This is a genomic window from Pseudorhodoplanes sp. (assembly GCA_032027085.1).
In the GTDB taxonomy this organism is placed as follows: Bacteria; Pseudomonadota; Alphaproteobacteria; order Rhizobiales; family Xanthobacteraceae; genus Pseudorhodoplanes.
In genome coordinates this window covers 2,017,034-2,033,871 of the sequence record JAVSMS010000001.1, presented here as the reverse complement: position 1 = coordinate 2,033,871, position 16,838 = coordinate 2,017,034, and the positions used below count along the sequence as shown (strand labels likewise).

The 16,838-nt window shown below is 63.8% G+C and carries 16 protein-coding genes; 8 read left to right on the top strand and 8 right to left on the bottom strand.

From position 1 onward, the window contains the following. The first annotated feature begins 101 nt into the window (after positions 1 to 101). The 3 genes from RO009_09920 to RO009_09910 all read left to right on the top strand — a co-directional run bounded on the left by RO009_09920 (position 102) and on the right by RO009_09910 (position 2,856). Positions 102 to 1,343 (top strand): divergent polysaccharide deacetylase family protein, encoded by a 1,242-nt coding sequence (locus RO009_09920; protein ID MDT3685346.1) that lies wholly within the window; start codon positions 102 to 104, stop codon positions 1,341 to 1,343. A gap of 151 nt (positions 1,344 to 1,494) precedes the next feature. Further along, positions 1,495 to 1,995, top strand: a complete 501-nt coding sequence (locus RO009_09915) for an RNA pyrophosphohydrolase (GenBank protein MDT3685345.1) — start codon at positions 1,495 to 1,497, stop codon at positions 1,993 to 1,995. 99 nt (positions 1,996 to 2,094) lie between these two features. Further along, positions 2,095 to 2,856 carry a tellurite resistance TerB family protein gene (locus RO009_09910; GenBank protein ID MDT3685344.1) on the top strand — a complete coding sequence of 254 codons (762 nt, stop codon included), beginning with the start codon at positions 2,095 to 2,097 and terminating at the stop codon, positions 2,854 to 2,856. A gap of 168 nt (positions 2,857 to 3,024) precedes the next feature. Here the strand turns inward: RO009_09910 and RO009_09905 are convergent, their stop codons facing one another. From RO009_09905 to RO009_09885, 5 genes are all read right to left on the bottom strand, one after another. Then, complete coding sequence (locus RO009_09905) at positions 3,025 to 3,435, bottom strand: F0F1 ATP synthase subunit epsilon (GenBank protein ID MDT3685343.1); 411 nt, start codon at positions 3,433 to 3,435, stop codon at positions 3,025 to 3,027. Between the two features lie 126 nt (positions 3,436 to 3,561). Further along, on the bottom strand, positions 3,562 to 5,007 hold the full coding sequence (gene atpD, locus RO009_09900) for a F0F1 ATP synthase subunit beta (protein MDT3685342.1): 1,446 nt from the start codon (positions 5,005 to 5,007) through the stop codon (positions 3,562 to 3,564). Positions 5,008 to 5,034: 27 nt separating this feature from the next. Then, the gene (locus RO009_09895) at positions 5,035 to 5,919 is read right to left on the bottom strand and encodes a F0F1 ATP synthase subunit gamma (GenBank protein ID MDT3685341.1); all 885 of its coding nucleotides are present in this window, start codon (positions 5,917 to 5,919) and stop codon (positions 5,035 to 5,037) included. Between the two features lie 167 nt (positions 5,920 to 6,086). Then, the gene (atpA, locus tag RO009_09890) at positions 6,087 to 7,616 is read right to left on the bottom strand and encodes a F0F1 ATP synthase subunit alpha (GenBank protein ID MDT3685340.1); all 1,530 of its coding nucleotides are present in this window, start codon (positions 7,614 to 7,616) and stop codon (positions 6,087 to 6,089) included. Next, positions 7,616 to 8,176: a F0F1 ATP synthase subunit delta gene (locus tag RO009_09885; GenBank protein ID MDT3685339.1), complete on the bottom strand. Its 561-nt coding sequence runs from the start codon at positions 8,174 to 8,176 to the stop codon at positions 7,616 to 7,618. Before RO009_09885 ends, atpA begins: the two co-directional genes overlap by 1 nt. A 369-nt stretch (positions 8,177 to 8,545) precedes the next feature. On the opposite strand from RO009_09885, the gene sugE reads away from it, so the two are divergent. The 4 genes from sugE to RO009_09865 all read left to right on the top strand — a co-directional run bounded on the left by sugE (position 8,546) and on the right by RO009_09865 (position 11,457). Then, entirely contained in the window at positions 8,546 to 8,860 is a 315-nt protein-coding gene (sugE, locus tag RO009_09880) for a quaternary ammonium compound efflux SMR transporter SugE (protein ID MDT3685338.1), read from the top strand. Between the two features lie 108 nt (positions 8,861 to 8,968). Further along, the gene (locus tag RO009_09875) at positions 8,969 to 10,696 is read left to right on the top strand and encodes a SulP family inorganic anion transporter (protein ID MDT3685337.1); all 1,728 of its coding nucleotides are present in this window, start codon (positions 8,969 to 8,971) and stop codon (positions 10,694 to 10,696) included. A gap of 324 nt (positions 10,697 to 11,020) precedes the next feature. Then, complete coding sequence (locus RO009_09870) at positions 11,021 to 11,248, top strand: tripartite tricarboxylate transporter substrate-binding protein (GenBank protein ID MDT3685336.1); 228 nt, start codon at positions 11,021 to 11,023, stop codon at positions 11,246 to 11,248. Continuing rightward, positions 11,206 to 11,457: a tripartite tricarboxylate transporter substrate-binding protein gene (locus RO009_09865; protein MDT3685335.1), complete on the top strand. Its 252-nt coding sequence runs from the start codon at positions 11,206 to 11,208 to the stop codon at positions 11,455 to 11,457. Before RO009_09870 ends, RO009_09865 begins: the two co-directional genes overlap by 43 nt. Here the strand turns inward: RO009_09865 and RO009_09860 are convergent. Next, positions 11,433 to 11,903: a hypothetical protein gene (locus RO009_09860; GenBank protein MDT3685334.1), complete on the bottom strand. Its 471-nt coding sequence runs from the start codon at positions 11,901 to 11,903 to the stop codon at positions 11,433 to 11,435. The genes RO009_09865 and RO009_09860 overlap by 25 nt on opposite strands. A gap of 116 nt (positions 11,904 to 12,019) precedes the next feature. Beyond that, positions 12,020 to 14,191: a primosomal protein N' gene (locus RO009_09855; GenBank protein MDT3685333.1), complete on the bottom strand. Its 2,172-nt coding sequence runs from the start codon at positions 14,189 to 14,191 to the stop codon at positions 12,020 to 12,022. A 185-nt stretch (positions 14,192 to 14,376) separates the two neighbouring features. Here RO009_09855 and RO009_09850 point away from each other — a divergent pair, with 185 nt between their 5' ends. Beyond that, positions 14,377 to 15,330, top strand: a complete 954-nt coding sequence (locus RO009_09850) for a tyrosine recombinase XerC (GenBank protein ID MDT3685332.1) — start codon at positions 14,377 to 14,379, stop codon at positions 15,328 to 15,330. 36 nt (positions 15,331 to 15,366) lie between these two features. On the opposite strand, the gene lpdA is transcribed toward RO009_09850, so the two are convergent. Then, positions 15,367 to 16,767, bottom strand: a complete 1,401-nt coding sequence (gene lpdA / locus RO009_09845; protein MDT3685331.1) for a dihydrolipoyl dehydrogenase — start codon at positions 16,765 to 16,767, stop codon at positions 15,367 to 15,369. Positions 16,768 to 16,838: the final 71 nt, after the last annotated feature.

The window sequence follows — 16,838 nt, the reverse complement described above, 5'->3', positions numbered from 1 at the left end:
CCCTGAAGGGGAGGTAAGCGGCGTGCCGCACCGCGGATCCATATGCGTCGCCCAATCCCGAAGCGGGAGAGGGCCAGTCGACCCTCGTGGTAAACTTGCGCATGATTCGCGACGGTTCGAAGCTGCCGGAAGACGACCTCACCGCGCCTCTCGGCATGCAGCCAAAAAAGAAAAAGCCGCTTGCGGCGACCGCCATGCTGCCGCAGGCGCTGGCCGGCGCGCTTGGCCTGTTCATCCTGGTTTTCATTCTCTGGGCCGCGATTGCGCATGATCCCATGGGCGGCGAGCCGATCACGACCATGGCGATCAACCTGCCGGACGGCAAGAAGGCCGCCGGGCAGGGCGGCGAAGCTGGCCAGGTCGGTCCGAACCGCTATGACGGCCCCGCCCCCGGCGCCGCCGCGGATGCGGAGCCGGTCCCGCCCGCGCCCGCACCATCGGCCTCCGGCACACGCACCGTCACCATCATCGACGGCACCAGCGGCAAGCGGCAGGACGTGATCATTCCCGGACCCGCCGACGCCAAGCGCGCGCCGGTCGAGCCAAAGCTTCTGGAGACCTCGCGCCACGGACCCATCCCGAGAGTCGCGCAGGACGGAACGCGCCCCGCCGACAGCTATGCCCGCCCGCTCAAGACCGCACATGGCGGGATGCCCGAGGGACCGCGCGTTGTGCTCGTGATCGGCGGGCTTGGCATCGGCGTCGGCAACACCCTGGACGCGATCACCAAATTGCCGGCGCAGGTCACGCTGGCTTTCACGCCTTATGGCAACGACATCGACAAATTCGTCGCGCGCGCGCGCAGCGATAATCACGAGGTGCTGCTGCAGGTACCGATGGAGCCGTTCGATTATCCCGACAACGATCCCGGTCCGCAGACATTGCTTAGCACGCTCGCGGGCGAACAGAATGTCGACCGCCTGCACTGGCTGTTCAGTCGCTTTCAGGGTTATGTCGGCGTCACCAATTACATGGGCGCGCGTTTCACCGCATCGGAACAGGCGATGGCGCCCGTGCTGCGCGAGGTGGCGAGGCGCGGCCTGATCTATGTCGACGACGGTTCCTCGCCGCGCAGTGTGGCGAACCAGATTGCCGGCGCCAACAATCTTCCTTTCGCAAAGGCTGATGTGGTCATCGATTCGGTGTCTTCGCCTGCGGAGATCGACAAGGCTTTGGCGCGGCTCGAAGCCCTGGCGCGCGACCGTGGCATTGCGGTGGGTTACGGAAGCGCGTTGCCCGTCACGATCGAGCGTTTCGTGGCCTGGGCCAAGGCAGCGCAGGGCCGGGGCATCATTCTCGCGCCGGTCAGCGCAGCGGCGGTGAAGACGAAATCGTCGACGTAACCTTCCAACTGCAATAGAACCGCGAAGCCTCAATTGGCCCCAACCTTCGAGACGCGCAGCTCCGCTGCACCCTCAGGACGAGGCGGATTTAACGCACCAAAGTGCAAGTCAGGCTTGCACTCGCTTGGCCGGGACGACAGGTGACATTGCAATGCCCCGCTTCGAAGATCTTCCCTATCGCCCCTGCGTCGGGGTCGCCGTTCTGAACCGCGATGGGCTTGTGTTCATCGGCCGCCGCAGCGAAGGCCCGGAGCATGTCGACGAGACCCACGCCTGGCAAATGCCGCAGGGCGGCATCGACGATGGCGAAGACCCGTGGCCCGCGGCGCTCCGCGAACTCTATGAGGAAACCAATATCCGCTCAGTCGAAAAAATCGGCGAGATCGCGGACTGGCTGTTCTACGACATCCCACGCGAGATCGTCGGCCAGGCCTGGAAGGGCAAATATCGCGGCCAGAAACAGAAATGGTATGCCCTGCGCTTCACCGGCGACGAGAGCGAGATCGACATCGCGCACCCGGCTGGCGGCGCGCACAAACCTGAATTCATCGACTGGCGCTGGGAGAAACTTGAGAATCTTCCCGGCCTGATCATTCCCTTCAAGCGGCCGGTTTACGACCAGGTCGCGCAAAGCTTCGCGCACCTTGTCTGAGCGGGAATACACCCGAGACGTTTGGCCGCATGCGCCTGCCGTGAAGCGGCCGACGGCACTCCCTAGGTGAAGCTGTCATTTACGGGAGGTCCCACCACGATGTTCGATGCCAAGAACCTGCTCGATCAATTTCTCGGAACGCCGGCCAACAATCAGCCCAACCTGCAGCCTCGCAGCAGCCTTGGCGGCGTCGCTGGCGGTCTGGGAAATGCCGTCGGCAACAATCTGGGCGGCATTGGCGGCGGCGCAGTCGCCGGCGGTCTCGTCGCCCTGCTGCTCGGTTCCAAGCAGGGCCGCAAGATGTCTGCCACAGCCTTGCAGCTCGGCGGCATGGCCGTGGTCGGGGCGCTTGCCTACAAGGCCTATCAGAACTGGCAATCGGGCAAGACGGTCGCGCAATCGACCGTCGAGAGCGCCCCGGCCGGACTGTTGCCGCCACCGAAGGATACGCCTTTCGCGCCGGTACAGGCCGAGCAGCAGCAGTCGCTGAGCCGCCATTTGCTGCGCGCGATGATCTCCGCGGCGAAATCTGACGGCCATATCGACGCCAAGGAACAGGCCGCGATCTTCGCCGAGATGGACAAGCTGCCTTTGTCCACCGACGACAAGGCCTTTGTGATGGATGAGTTGCGCAAGCCGCTCGATGTGGACGCGGTGGCGCGCGCGGCGGCAACGCCGGAGGAGGCGGCCAGCATCTACGCCGCCTCGCTGCTGGCGATCGATGTCGATAACGCGTCGGAGCGCGCCTATCTCGGTCTTCTGGCGGCGCGGCTCAATCTTGACGACGCGCTGGTGAAGCATCTGCATGCAACCGTCGAGGGCGCGACGACTCCTTCAACAACGCCGGCTTTTGCGGGGTAACCATCTCGTTACGGCCGGGCTTGTCCCGGCCATCCACGTCTTTCCTGGCTGTCATGTCTTAAGACACGGATGACCGGCACAAGGCCGGGCATGACAAATGAAGCGCGCAACGTAAAAAAAAAAGCCGGGCATCGCCCGGCCTTTTCTCAGGTCTCCGGCTCTCGCCGCTCAATGCATCGCGGTGCCGTGCAGGTGATAATCCAGCGCCTTGAGGTGATCGAGCCGCGCGACTTCCTTGTCGAGTGGCGTCCCCTGCTCCAGCTCCGCCATGCGCTTCTCGGTTTCCTTGATCTGCTTGGCGATCACGGCACGATCCATGTCCTCGACAGTGTCGGCCACGTCGGCGAGTACAGTCAGGCCGGTAGGACCGACTTCAGCGAATCCGCCGAGTACCACGACTTTCTCTTCTTTGCCGTTGCTGTAGATCGTCAGGATGCCCGGCCGCACAATGGTAACCATCGGCGCATGATCGGCGAGCACTCCGAAATCGCCTTCGGAACCGGGAACATCGACCTGCTCGACTTCACCCGAGAACAGCAGACGCTCCGGCGAAACGAGATCGAAGTGGAAGGTGGCCATGACAAACCTCGATTTTCGTCGTTCCGGCCGAGCGCGCAGCGCGAGAGCCGGAATCCATAGCCACTGAATTCAATTGGGACCCGGTGGCCATGGGTCCCCGCTTTCGCGGGGACGACATTGGAGTAGTTACGCTGCTTCCGCCGCGAGCTTCTTGCCCTTCTCGACGGCTTCTTCGATCGTGCCGACCATGTAGAAGGCCGCTTCCGGCAGATAGTCGTACTTGCCTTCGCACAGTCCCTTGAAGCCCTTGATGGTGTCGGCGAGCTCGACGAACTTGCCGGGCGAGCCGGTAAACACTTCTGCGACGTGGAACGGCTGCGACAGGAAGCGCTCGATCTTGCGGGCGCGCGCCACCGTCAGCTTGTCCTCTTCTGACAGCTCGTCCATGCCGAGAATGGCGATGATGTCCTGCAGCGCCTTGTAACGCTGCAGGATCTGCTGCACCTGACGCGACACGGCGTAATGCTCCTCACCGACAACCAGCGGCGACAGCATGCGCGAGGTCGAGTCGAGCGGGTCCACCGCCGGATAGATGCCCTTTTCAGCGATCGAGCGCGACAGCACGGTGGTCGCGTCCAGGTGCGCGAACGACGTTGCAGGCGCCGGGTCGGTCAAGTCGTCGGCCGGCACGTAAATCGCCTGCACCGAGGTGACCGAACCCTTTTGCGTCGTGGTGATGCGTTCCTGCAGCGCGCCCATGTCGGTCGCGAGGGTGGGCTGATAACCCACCGCCGAAGGAATACGGCCGAGCAGCGCCGACACTTCCGAACCCGCCTGCGTGAAGCGGAAGATGTTGTCGACGAAGAACAGCACGTCCTGGCCCTGATCGCGGAAGTGCTCCGCGACCGTGAGGCCGGTGAGGCCGACGCGGGCGCGGGCGCCGGGCGGCTCGTTCATCTGGCCGTACACCAGGGCGCATTTGGAGCCCTGGCCGCCGCCCTTCTTGTTCACGCCGGATTCGATGAACTCGTGATAGAGGTCGTTGCCTTCGCGGGTGCGCTCGCCGACGCCGGCGAACACCGAATAACCACCGTGGGCTTTCGCGACATTGTTGATCAGTTCCTGAATCAGCACGGTCTTGCCGACGCCGGCGCCGCCGAACAGGCCGATCTTGCCGCCTTTCGCATATGGCGCAAGCAGGTCCACGACCTTGATGCCGGTGACAAGGATTTCAGCTTCCGTCGACTGATCGGTGTAGGCCGGCGCGTCCTGGTGGATGGCGCGCTTGGCTTCCGCCTTGATCGGGCCGGCTTCGTCCACCGGCTCGCCGACGACGTTCATGATGCGGCCGAGCGTGCCTTCACCGACCGGCACAGAGATCGGTTGGCCAGTATCCGCCACTTCCTGTCCGCGGACGAGACCTTCGGACACGTCCATTGCGACGGTGCGCACGGTGTTTTCGCCGAGATGCTGCGCAACCTCGAGCACCAGGCGGTTGCCGCCGTTATCGGTCTCCAGTGCGTTCAAAATTGCCGGCAGATGATCGTCGAACTGCACGTCGACCACGGCGCCGATCACTTGGGTGATGCGTCCGGTCTTGTTGGGTTTGCCTGCGGCTGCGGCTTTGGCCATTGCTCGTCCTCGCTACAAATCGTGTCTTTAGAGCGCTTCCGCGCCGGAGATGATCTCGATCAGTTCCTTCGTGATCATGGCTTGGCGGGTGCGGTTATAGGTGATGGTCTGCTTGCGGATCATGTCGCCGGCGTTGCGCGTGGCGTTGTCCATCGCGGTCATCTGCGCGCCATAGAAGGAGGCGTTGTTCTCAAGCAGCGCACGGAAAATCTGCACGGCGAGATTGCGCGGCAAGAGTTCGCCGAGAATGTCGAGTTCATCCGGCTCGTATTCATAGGACACGTCCGGACCCTTCGCCGCGCCGTTTTCCGCCTCCGGAAACACCGGCGGAATGACCTGCTGGGCAGTTGGGATCTGCGCGATCACGGATTTGAACTGCGAGTAGAACAGGGTCGCGACGTCAAAACCGCCTTGCTCATAGAGCGCGATGATCTTTTCGGCGATGCCGTTGGCATGCTCGAATTGCAGATTGCGCACGCTGCGCAGGTCGATATGGTCGATGATGTTCTTTTCGAAAGAGCGGCGAAGAAGCTCGTAGCCCTTGCGGCCAACGCAAAAGATCTTGACCTCTTTGCCTTCGCTCAGCAGCGCATTCGCTTTCTCGCGGGCCAGACGCCCAATCGCCGAATTGAAGGCGCCGCACAGTCCGCGTTCGCCGGTGCAGACAATCAGGAGATGCACGCGGTCGCTGCCGGTGCCGCCGAGCAGTTTCGGCGCCGATTCGAAGTCCGTGACGGTCGCGGCGATGTTGCCCAGAACCCGGTCCATGCGCTGGGCGAAAGGTCGCGCGGCTTCCGCCGCCGCCTGCGCGCGCCGCAGTTTGGACGCTGCGACCATCTGCATCGCCTTGGTGATCTTCTGCGTCGCCTTGGTCGCGGCGATGCGGACACGCATGTCCTTGAGAGAAGCCATGTCTTATCCACTTGCTCCAGCCCGCTCCCTCCCCCCCTGTGGGGGAGGGCTGGGGAGGGGGGTAACTGCGGTGAACATCGCGTAGACCCCCACCCCGGCGCGCTTACGCGCGCCGACCCTCCCCGCAAGGGGGAGGGTGAAAGAGGCGTTGGCCCACATGCCGTTCATCACGCAAACGTCTTCGCGTAGCCGTCGACGGCAGCCTTCAGCTTGCCGGCGGTCGCGTCATCGAGATCGCGCGAGGTCCGGATCGCCTCCAGGATGTCGTTGTGCTTGGTGCGCAGAAGCGTCAGCAGACCGGTCTCGAAATCGCGCACCTTGTTGACCGGCAGCGGGTCGAGATAGCCGTTGGTGCCGGCCCAGATCACGCAGACCTGCTCTTCCATCTTCAGCGGCGAGAATTGCGGCTGTTTCAGAAGCTCGGTCAGGCGGGCGCCGCGGTTGAGCAGGCGCTGGGTGGTGGCGTCGAGGTCGGAGCCGAACTGCGCAAAGGCCGCCATTTCGCGGTATTGCGCGAGCTCACCCTTGATCTTGCCGGCGACCTTCTTCATCGCCTTGGTCTGTGCCGACGAACCCACGCGCGACACTGAGAGGCCGACGTTCACCGCCGGACGGATGCCCTGATAGAACAGATCGGTCTCCAGGAAGATCTGGCCGTCGGTGATCGAGATCACGTTGGTCGGGATGTAGGCCGACACGTCGTTCGCCTGCGTCTCGATGACCGGCAGCGCCGTCAGAGAGCCGGCGCCGTTGTCGTCGTTCATCTTCGCCGCGCGCTCGAGCAGGCGCGAGTGCAGATAGAACACGTCGCCCGGATAGGCTTCGCGGCCGGGCGGACGCCGCAGCAGAAGCGACATCTGGCGGTAGGCGACGGCCTGCTTGGACAGGTCGTCATAGATGATCACGGCGTGCATGCCGTTGTCGCGGAAATACTCGCCCATGGTGCAGCCGGCGAACGGCGCCAGGAACTGCATCGGCGCCGGGTCGGAGGCGGTGGCGGCGACGATGATGGAGTATTCGAGCGCGCCCTGCTCTTCCAGCACCTTCACGAATTGCGCGACGGTCGAACGCTTCTGGCCGACCGCGACGTAGACGCAATACAGCTTGATCTTCTCGTCGCCGGTGGCGTTGAGCGGCTTCTGGTTCAGGATGGTGTCGAGCGCGATCGCGGTCTTGCCGGTCTGGCGGTCGCCGATGATCAGCTCGCGCTGGCCGCGGCCGATCGGGATCAGCGCGTCCACGGCCTTGAGGCCGGTCGCCATCGGCTCATGCACCGACTTTCTCGGAATGATGCCGGGCGCCTTCACGTCCACGCGTTCGCGCTTGTCGGCCTTGATCGGGCCCTTGCCGTCGATCGGATTGCCGAGTGCGTCGACCACGCGACCGAGCAGGCCCTTGCCGACCGGCACGTCCACGATCGAGCGCGTGCGCTTGACGGTCTGGCCTTCCTTGATCTCGCGGTCGGAGCCGAAAATAACGATACCGACATTGTCGCTTTCGAGGTTCAGCGCCATGCCGCGCACGCCGCTTTCGAACTCGACCATCTCGCCGGCCTGCACATTGTCGAGGCCGTAGACGCGGGCGATACCGTCGCCGACCGACAGCACTTGGCCGACTTCGGAGACTTCCGCCTCCTGACCGAAATTCTTGATCTGATCCTTCAGGATCGCGGAGATTTCTGCGGCGCGGATATCCATCAGCGTGCCTCTTTCATCGCGTATTTGATCGAATTGAGTTTGGTGCGCAGCGAGCTGTCGACCATGCGGCTGCCGAGCTTGACCACAAGGCCGCCGATAATGGCGGGATCGACCTTCACGTTCAGATCGACATCCTTGCCGGTCATGGAATTGAGCGCGCCCTTCAGCGCGGTGAGATGCGTATCGCTAAGCGGCTCGGCGACCGTGACGTCGGCGGAGACTTCGCCGTTATGCTGGGCGACCAGCTTGCGGAAGGCGGCGATCATCTGCGGCACCGCGAACAGGCGGCGGTTCTTCGCTACCACGTTCAGGAAATTCGCCGCGAGGCCTTCGACTTTCGCTCTCTTAAGGATTTCGGCCAGTGCCTTGGCCTGTTCGTCGGCGCCGAAGACCGGGCTGCGCACCAGGCGCGTCAGATCGGGACTTTCGCCGAGCAGCGCATTGAAGCTGTCGAGATCCTTGCGGACCTTGTCGAGCGCCTTTTCCTCCAGCGCCAACTCAAATAGGGCGGTCGCGTAGCGGCCTGCCATGCCGGATACGATCGGTTGTTCGCCTGCCATTGCAACTCGTCTGAAATGGTCAATCCGCAGGCCTGACGCCGTCGCCGGAGCGGCGGCGTAAACCATTGGAATCCAAGAGGGAATTCCGATGTTTGCTGGACATCACGGAACGCCCCGGAGTCCCTGCAAAATCGAGGCGGTGCTAACACGCCACGCCATGCGGTGCAACAATGTGAAGGGCCGGAATGGCGGGATTTGAGCAGCTTGTGTGTCTCTGGTTGCAGGTCGCACATGCCCGCGCCGCCGATTGAAAGGCGGCCTGCCGGCTCTATCTTCGAGCGGCGAGGGCGGCCTCGCAAAGTTCCCCGGCACCGGTAGGGACGGCCCTGCCAGCGCGCCGCGCCGGCGCGCTCACGAAGGAGCTTCGTCATGGCATGGACCTATCTGGTGATCGCCGGCCTGTTCGAGATCGGCTGGGCCATCGGCCTCAAATACACTGACGGCTTCTCGCGCCTCTGGCCGTCCGTCGGCACCATTCTGGCCATGATCCTGAGCCTCGCCTTCCTCGGCCTGGCCCTGAAAACCCTGCCGGTCGGCACCGCCTATGCGGTCTGGACCGGGATCGGCGCCGTCGGCACTGTGATTCTCGGCATCGTGCTGTTCGCCGAGCCGGCCACCGTCCTGCGGCTCGGCTGCGTGGGCCTGATCTTGGGGGGCATCATTGGTTTGAAGCTCGTCACCTGAGTGCGAAGCTCCTCAAAACAGAAATAAATTTCGCCCGAGCCACCAAATCACCGGGAAATGCGCTAAGGGACGTGTTCCCCCTCGCCTGCCCTTCCTTGAGGATCAGGAATGCACGCTCCTTTGCCGGCGGCACATGGCCGCCGTGAACCGGCTTTTGCCGATCTCTTCACCCCCAAGCTGGTCACAATATTGCGGGAAGGCTACGGTGTGGCCGGCCTGCGCGCCGACGCCCTTGCCGGTCTGACCGTCGCCATTGTCGCGCTGCCGCTCTCCATGGCCATCGCCATCGGCGCCGGCGTCAGTCCGGAGCGCGGCCTCTACACCGCCATCGTCGGCGGTTTCTTGATTTCGCTTATCGGCGGCAGCCGTTTCCAGATCGGCGGCCCGGCGGCGGCCTTCATCAGTCTGGTCGCGCTGGTGGTGTCGCGGCACGGCTATGACGGCCTGGTTCTGGCCACCATGATCGCCGGCCTGATCCTGCTCGTGATCGGCTTTCTGCAGCTCGGCACCTACGTCAAATACATCCCCTATCCGGTGACGGTCGGCTTCACCGCCGGCATCGCCACCATCATCATGGTCACGCAATTGCGCGACCTTCTCGGTCTGAATCTGGACAAAGAGCCGGCGGAATTTTTGCCGAAAGTCGCGGCGTTATGGAACGCGATCGGCACCATCAGCCCGGTCACGGTTGCGCTGTCGGTCTTCTCCATCGCAACGATCCTGCTTGTGCGGCGTTACCGGCCGAACTGGCCGTCGCTGCTGATCGCGGTCGTGCTCGCCGCGATCATGACGGCCGGATTGCAGCTCAACGTCGAAACCATCGGCACCCGCTTCGGCGCCATCGCCTCGGGCCTGCCGGCGCCGTCCATCCCGACTTTCAGCGTTGAAAAGCTGCGCGCCGTTTTTCCTGACGCCGTTGCCATCGCATTGCTCGGCGCCATCGAATCCCTGTTGTCAGCCGTGGTGGCTGACGGCATGACCGGGCGCCGGCATCGCTCCAACTGCGAATTGGTGGCGCAGGGCGTCGGCAATTTCGCAGCCGCGGCCTGCGGCGGCGTCCCCGTCACCGGCACCATCGCCCGCACCGCGACCAATATCCGCGCCGGCGCGCGCGGGCCCGTCGCCGGCATGTTTCATTCGCTGTATCTGCTGCTCTTCGTTCTGTTTGCGATGCCGCTGGTCGCCTATATCCCGCTCGCCGCGCTCGCCGGCGTGCTTGTCGTGGTCGCATGGTCGATGGCGGACAAAGCCGAGTTCGCGGTCCTGCTGCGCTCCTCGCGCGCCGACGCGCTGATTTTGCTGGCCACTTTCCTGCTGACGATTTTCTACGATCTGCTCACCGGTATCGGTGTCGGCGTCGTGCTCGGCTCCTTCCTGTTCCTGCATCGCATGGCCGAGACCATCGAGGTGGAAGGCGATCCGCAATTCGTGCGTGAAGACACCTCCGACCGCGCCGATGGCCGCCCGCCCTATCAGGGACTGCGCAATGGCAACGTGATGACCTATCGCATCAGCGGCGCCTTCTTCTTCGGCGCGACCGCACGCGTGAACCTCATTCTCGATCGTGTGGTGAAGCCACCACGCGTCTTCATCCTGGATTTCTCCGACGTGCCCTTCATCGACATCACCGCCGCCGCGGCGCTGGAGCGTTTCGTGCACCGCCTGCATAAGGCCGGCAGCAAGGTCTATTTCGCCGGCGTGCGTCCGCATGTGCGGCGCTCCTTCGGGTTGCCGGGCCTGCGCGGCCGCGCCGTTCATTACGTCGCCAGCGTGGAACGGGCATTGCGGGCAAGCGCATCGAACGGGGAACCGGCGCAGACCCCCGCGCAGCACTAGTGCACGGCGATCGGCGCGACGATTGCGTTCAGTGGTGAGGCGATACCGGTCGCCGAAGCAGACCGCCGCTATCAGGGCGACAAGATAAGTGGCCCCGAACATGATCTGATGGCCTGCACGCGTTTGCACAGGATTGCCTTGTCTTCCTGCCGGGGAAAACGCCCATGACCCTGCGCCGGTCGATCACGCGCCGCGCCCTGCTCGGCAATGCCTTGGCTGCTCTCGCGGCGACACCGACCTTCGCGCAAAACGCTGATGCCGGCACCTGGCCGAACAGAACCGGTACGTATCATCGTGCCGTATCCGGCCGGAGGATTGGCCGACGTGCTCGCCCGCCTCTATGCGGAGCAGTTGCAGAGCCGGTTCGGCCGGCCCTTCGTCATCGAGAACCGCCCGGGCGCGGGCGGCAATACCGGCATCGACGCGGTGGCGAAGATGGCGCCGGATGGCTATAGCTGGGTGCGGCGACCATCGGGCATTTTGCGATCAACCAGTTCCTCTATGCCAAGATGCCGTTCGACCCGGAGCGCGACATCGTTCCCGCTTCGCTGACTTACGAATTGCCGAATGTCGCGCTGGTGGCGAGCCAGCACGTGCCCTCAAAAACGCCGCAGGACTTTATCGCGTGGGCGAAGACGCGCGATCAGGTCACTTATGGCAGCCCGGGCGTCGGCACCTCGCCGCATCTGTCGGGCGCGCTGTTTGTTTCGGCAACTTCACCAAGGCATCCGCGCTTCTATTTGCCCGGACACGCCCGATAGCCGAATTTCTGAATGATGTCGCGACCCGAGATGGCGTGGAATTCGAACGTATCGACATAATGGTTCGCAACGAGATAGTTGCGCAGCTTCGCATTGTACGAATTCAGCATGGCTGCCTGCCTTGCCGGCGGCGGCTTCTGACCTTTCTCGTTCGGAAAGAGCGCCGCATGGAATAGAAGTCTGGCGTTGGGATCGACGCAGACATTCTTGATTGCGAGCAGCATAGTGCACGATGATTGGCAACTGCCTTCTATGCGGAACAGCTCGCCCGACTGGTTATATTTTTTGATAATCTCTCCAGGCTTGATGCGGCCGCCGCCGCCATAGGGAAGAGATGAGCCGTCGGCGAATGCGAACGATCCTTGAGTTAGGACAGCGGTGCACGCAATCAGGCCGAAGATTCTGAGTAAAGGTACGGCTTTGGCGTAAGCAATGAACCCGCGCATGTTGCCCCCCTGCTCGTCAGCCGGCAACCCGATGCAAGCTGGGTGTCCGCCCTCAATAAGGATATTTGCTTATCACGACTGCTACGGCAAGCGATTACCTTCTCAGTCTCGCATGTCTAATAAAAACTCTGCGGATCGATATCGACTTCCAGCTTCAGCGTGCCGCGCGTCTTCGGCGCGTGGCTGAGCCAGCCGCGCATGTAGCCGGAGAGGTCGAACGCCTTCGGCGATTTGATCAAGAGCCGCTGGCGATGCCGGCCGCGCACCACCGCGAGCGGCGCTTCCGCCGGGCCCAGCACACGCACGCTTTCGTCGAGCGGTGCGCTGCTTGCGATCTTGCGCGCAAAGGCTTCCGTCTCGTACTTGTCGCCGCCTGATACGATAAGACTGGCCAGCCGCCCGAACGGTGGATAAGCGGTCTTCTCGCGCGCTGCGATTTCGGTGTCGTAGAAGGCGTCGCGGTCCGCCGCGATCAGCGCGCGCATCACCGGATGTTCCGGCTGATGCGTCTGCAAATATCCAACGCCCTGCCCGGCCTCGCGCCCGGCGCGGCCCACCACCTGATGCAGCAACTGGAACGAGCGCTCGGCCGCGCGCGGATCGCCGTTCGCAAGCCCAAGATCGGCGTCGACAATGCCGACGAGATTGAGCTTGGGAAAATGATGCCCCTTCGCCACAAGCTGCGTGCCGATGATGATGTCGAAACGGCCTTCAGCCACGTCGTCGAGCTCCTGCCGCAGGCGCTCGACCGATTCCACGAGATCGCTGGAAAGAATGATGGTGCGCGCCTGCGGAAACAGCGTCGCCACTTCCTCCTGCAGGCGCTCCACGCCTGGCCCGATCGGCGCAAACGATTCCGTCGCCTCGCATTTCGGACACGTCTGCGGCAACGGCTTGGAGAAGCCACAATGATGGCAGACCAGCCGCCGCTTGAATCGATGGTCTACGAGCCACGCATCGCAATTCGGGCAATCGAGCCGGTGCCCGCATGAGCGGCACAGCGTGAGCGGCGCATAGCCACGCCGGTTGAGGAATAGCAGCGCCTGTTCACCGCGTTCCATCGCGATCTTCACCGCCTCGACCAGCCGCGGCGCGATGAAGCGCCCGCGCGGCGGGCCTTCGCGCGTCATGTCGATGGCTTCGATATGCGGCATGTGTTGCCCGCCGAAACGCTGCGGCAAGGAGAGTCGTATGTAGCGCCCGCGGCGCGCGTTTACTTCGGTCTCCACCGCCGGCGTCGCCGACGAGAGGATGACGGGAATCTGCGCCTCGTGCGCGCGCACCACCGCCATGTCGCGCGCGTGATAATGAATGCCGTCTTCCTGCTTGTAGGCCTGGTCGTGCTCCTCATCGACGATGATCAGCCCGAGATCGGCATAGGGCAGGAACAATGCCGAGCGCGCGCCGACGATCACGCTGACTTCACCCTCCGACACCGCCGCCCAGGTGCGCGCGCGCTTGCGCGCGCCAAGCTGCGAATGCCATTCCGCCGGGCGCACGCCGAAACGCACGGAAAAGCGGTCGAGGAATTGCGTGGTCAGCGCGATCTCCGGCATCAGGATCAGCGTCTGTTTGCCGCGCCGGATGTTCTCCGCCACCGCCTCGAAATAGACTTCGGTCTTGCCCGAGCCGGTGACGCCATCGATCAGGCTCGCGGCAAAGCCGCCCCGCGCCACCATCTCGCGCAAGGTGTCGGCGGCTGCGGCCTGCGCCTGCGTCAATTCCGGCTGCAGGAAATCCGCATCGGGCGCCTGCGCCACCGGCTCCGGCGGCAGCACCAGCGTCTCCAGCGTGCCTTCGTCAATCAGCCCGTCGATCACGCCGACCGAGACGCCGGCCTCCTGCGCGGCTTCGCTCTTCCCCCGCAACAGGCCGTCGCTGAGTGTTTGCATCACCCGCGCCCGCGCCTTGGTCATGTGTTGCGGTGCGGGGCCCGCGAGCCGCACCCCGACCTTCTCGCGCGCGGGGCTGAGATTCTCGCCCATGCGCAAAGCCATGCGCAGCACCATGCCGCGCGCGCCGAGCGTATAGCCTGCGACCCAGTCGATGAAACTGCGCAATTCCGGCTTCAGCGGCGGCACGTCGAGCTTGTCGGTGACCTCCTTCAGCTTGTTGTGCAGGCCCGGCCGCGGATGGCCCTCGCCCCACACCACGCCGGCATAATCCCTGGCGCCGAACGGCACGGCCACCACGTCGCCGGCCGCAAGCGTCAGGCCCGCCGGCACGCGGTAGGAATAGGCCTGATCGAGCGCGATCGGCACCAGAACATCGACGATCTTGGCCGCCATGCAGTGACACTCGCCCGATTCCGGGGATTTAAGGAAGGGTGAAGAAAAACCTCTCATTGTCGTCCCCGCGAAAGCGGGGACCCATAACCACTGTCTTCGGGATTCGGAAAAGCCGGTGGTTATGGGTTTCGGGTCTCGCGGCCTGCGGCCGCTTGCCCGGAATAACCGGGATTATGTAGGCGCTTATGACTGCTGCCCCAAACAAATGGCCCGCGTCCTCCGACACCGCCACCGAGATCAGACGCTGGCTGCAGCATCTGTCGGCCGAGCGACGTATGTCGCCGAAAACACTTGAGGCGTATTCCCGCGACATCGGCCGGTTCATCTCCTTCCTGGCCGAACATCTCGGGCAAGCACCGCGCCTGAAAGATCTCGCCGCGCTCGCTCCGCAGGACATACGCGCCTTCATGGCAGCGCGCCGCGGCGACGGCCTCAGTGCTCGCTCTCTCATGCGCGAACTGGCCGGCGCGCGCTCTTTCGCCCGCTTTCTGGAGCGCGACGGCAAGGGCAAGGTCGCCGCGCTCAATGCGGTGCGCGCGCCGAAGGTGCCGAAAACCTTGCCGAAGCCGCTCACCGTTCCGTCGGCAAAACGCATCTCTGACACTGACCTGCGCGCCGGCGAAGAGCGCGAGCCCTGGATCTTCACCCGCGACGCCGCGGTGCTCGCATTGCTCTATGGCTCCGGCCTGCGCATCGCCGAAGCTCTCGGCCTCGCGCGCAAGGACGTGCCCGCGCCGGGTGCCGGCGATGTCATCACCGTCACCGGCAAGGGCAACAAGACGCGCATGGTGCCGGTGCTGCGTCCCGTGCTGCAACTCATCGCCGACTATATTGCGCAATGCCCCTACGATCTGCCTGACGACGCGCCGCTCTTCGTCGGCGCCAAGGGCGGGCCGCTGTCCCCGCGCATTATTCAACTGACAATGGAGCGTCTGCGCGGCGCGCTCGGGCTGCCCGACTCCGCAACCCCGCACGCGTTGCGGCACTCCTTCGCAACGCATCTGTTGTCGCGCGGCGGCGACCTGCGCGCAATCCAGGAACTTTTGGGCCACGCGTCGCTGTCGACGACACAGATTTACACGGCGGTGGATACCGAGCGGCTGCTGGATGCGTATAAAGCGGCGCATCCGCGCGCCTAGCTTTCACTTCTCCCCGCTTGCGGGGAGAGGGATCAATCACATATGGATCGCCCGCTTCTCCACCGCGAGCGCGGCTTCCTTGACTGCCTCGGGCAGCGTCGGATGCGCGTGGCAAGTGCGCGCGATGTCTTCGGATGAGGCGCCGAACTCCATCGCCACCGCCGCTTCCGCGATCATATTGCCGGCATCGGCGCCGACGATATGCACGCCGAGCACGCGGTCGGTCTTGGCATCCGCCAGAATTTTCACAAAGCCTTCGGTCTTCTGGTTCGCCTTGGCGCGGCCATTCGCGGTGAACGGAAACTTTCCGGCATTGTAGGCAGTGCCCGCCGCTTTCAATTCGTCTTCCGATTTTCCGACGGTCGCGATCTCCGGATAGGTATAGACCACGTTCGGGATCACGTCGTAATTCACGTGCCCCGCCTTGCCGGCGATCAGTTCGGCGACGGCAATGCCTTCGTCTTCCGCCTTGTGCGCCAGCATTGGCCCGGTGATCACGTCACCGATGGCGTAGATGCCCTTCACATTGGTCGCGAAATGCGCGTCCGTCTTCACCCGCCCGCGCTCGTCCAGCGCGACGCCCGCCTCCTTCAGGCCGAGCCCTTCGGTGTAAGGCACGCGGCCGATCGACACGAGTACTACATCGGCTTCGATCGTCTCTGCCGCGCCGCCCTTCGCCGGCTCGACCGTCGCCTTCAGCTTCTTGCCGGAACTGTCGACGGCCGTGACCTTGGAATTGAGCTTGAACGTCATGCCCTGCTTTTCGAACAGGCGCTGTGCCTGCTTGCGCACTTCCGAATCCATGCCCGGCAGCACGACGTCGAGGAATTCAACAATGACCACCTCCGAGCCCAACCGCCGCCACACCGAGCCGAGCTCCAGTCCGATCACGCCGGCGCCGATCACCAGCATCTTCTCCGGCACCTTTTCCAGCGCGAGCGCGCCGGTCGACGACACGATGCGCTTCTCGTCGATCGTCATTCCCTTGAGCTGCGCCACGTCGGAGCCGGTGGCGATCACGATGTTCTTGGTCTCCAGCGCCTGCGTCTTGCCGTCGCTGCCCTTTACCTCAACCTTGCCCGGCGCTGCGATGCGGCCCGCGCCATGGAAGGCGTCGATCTTGTTCTTCTTCAGCAGGAATTCCACGCCCTTGACGTTGCCGTCGACCGCCTCGTCCTTGAAAGTCAGCATCTGCTTCAGGTCGAGTTTGGGCTTGCTCACACCAATGCCCATTTTCGCGAAAGCGTGGCCTGCTTCCTCAAACAATTCCGAGGCATGCAGCAAAGCCTTGGAGGGAATGCAGCCGACATTCAGGCAGGTGCCGCCATGCGTCGCGCGCTTCTCCACCACGGCGACTTTCATCCCGAGCTGCGCCGCGCGAATGGCGCAGACATAGCCGCCGGGGCCGGTGCCGATGACGATGAGATCGTAGGACATGAAATGACGCCTTCGTTTCTCTGTCATGCCCGGGCTTGACCCGGGCATCCATCCTTCAAAAGATGGATTGC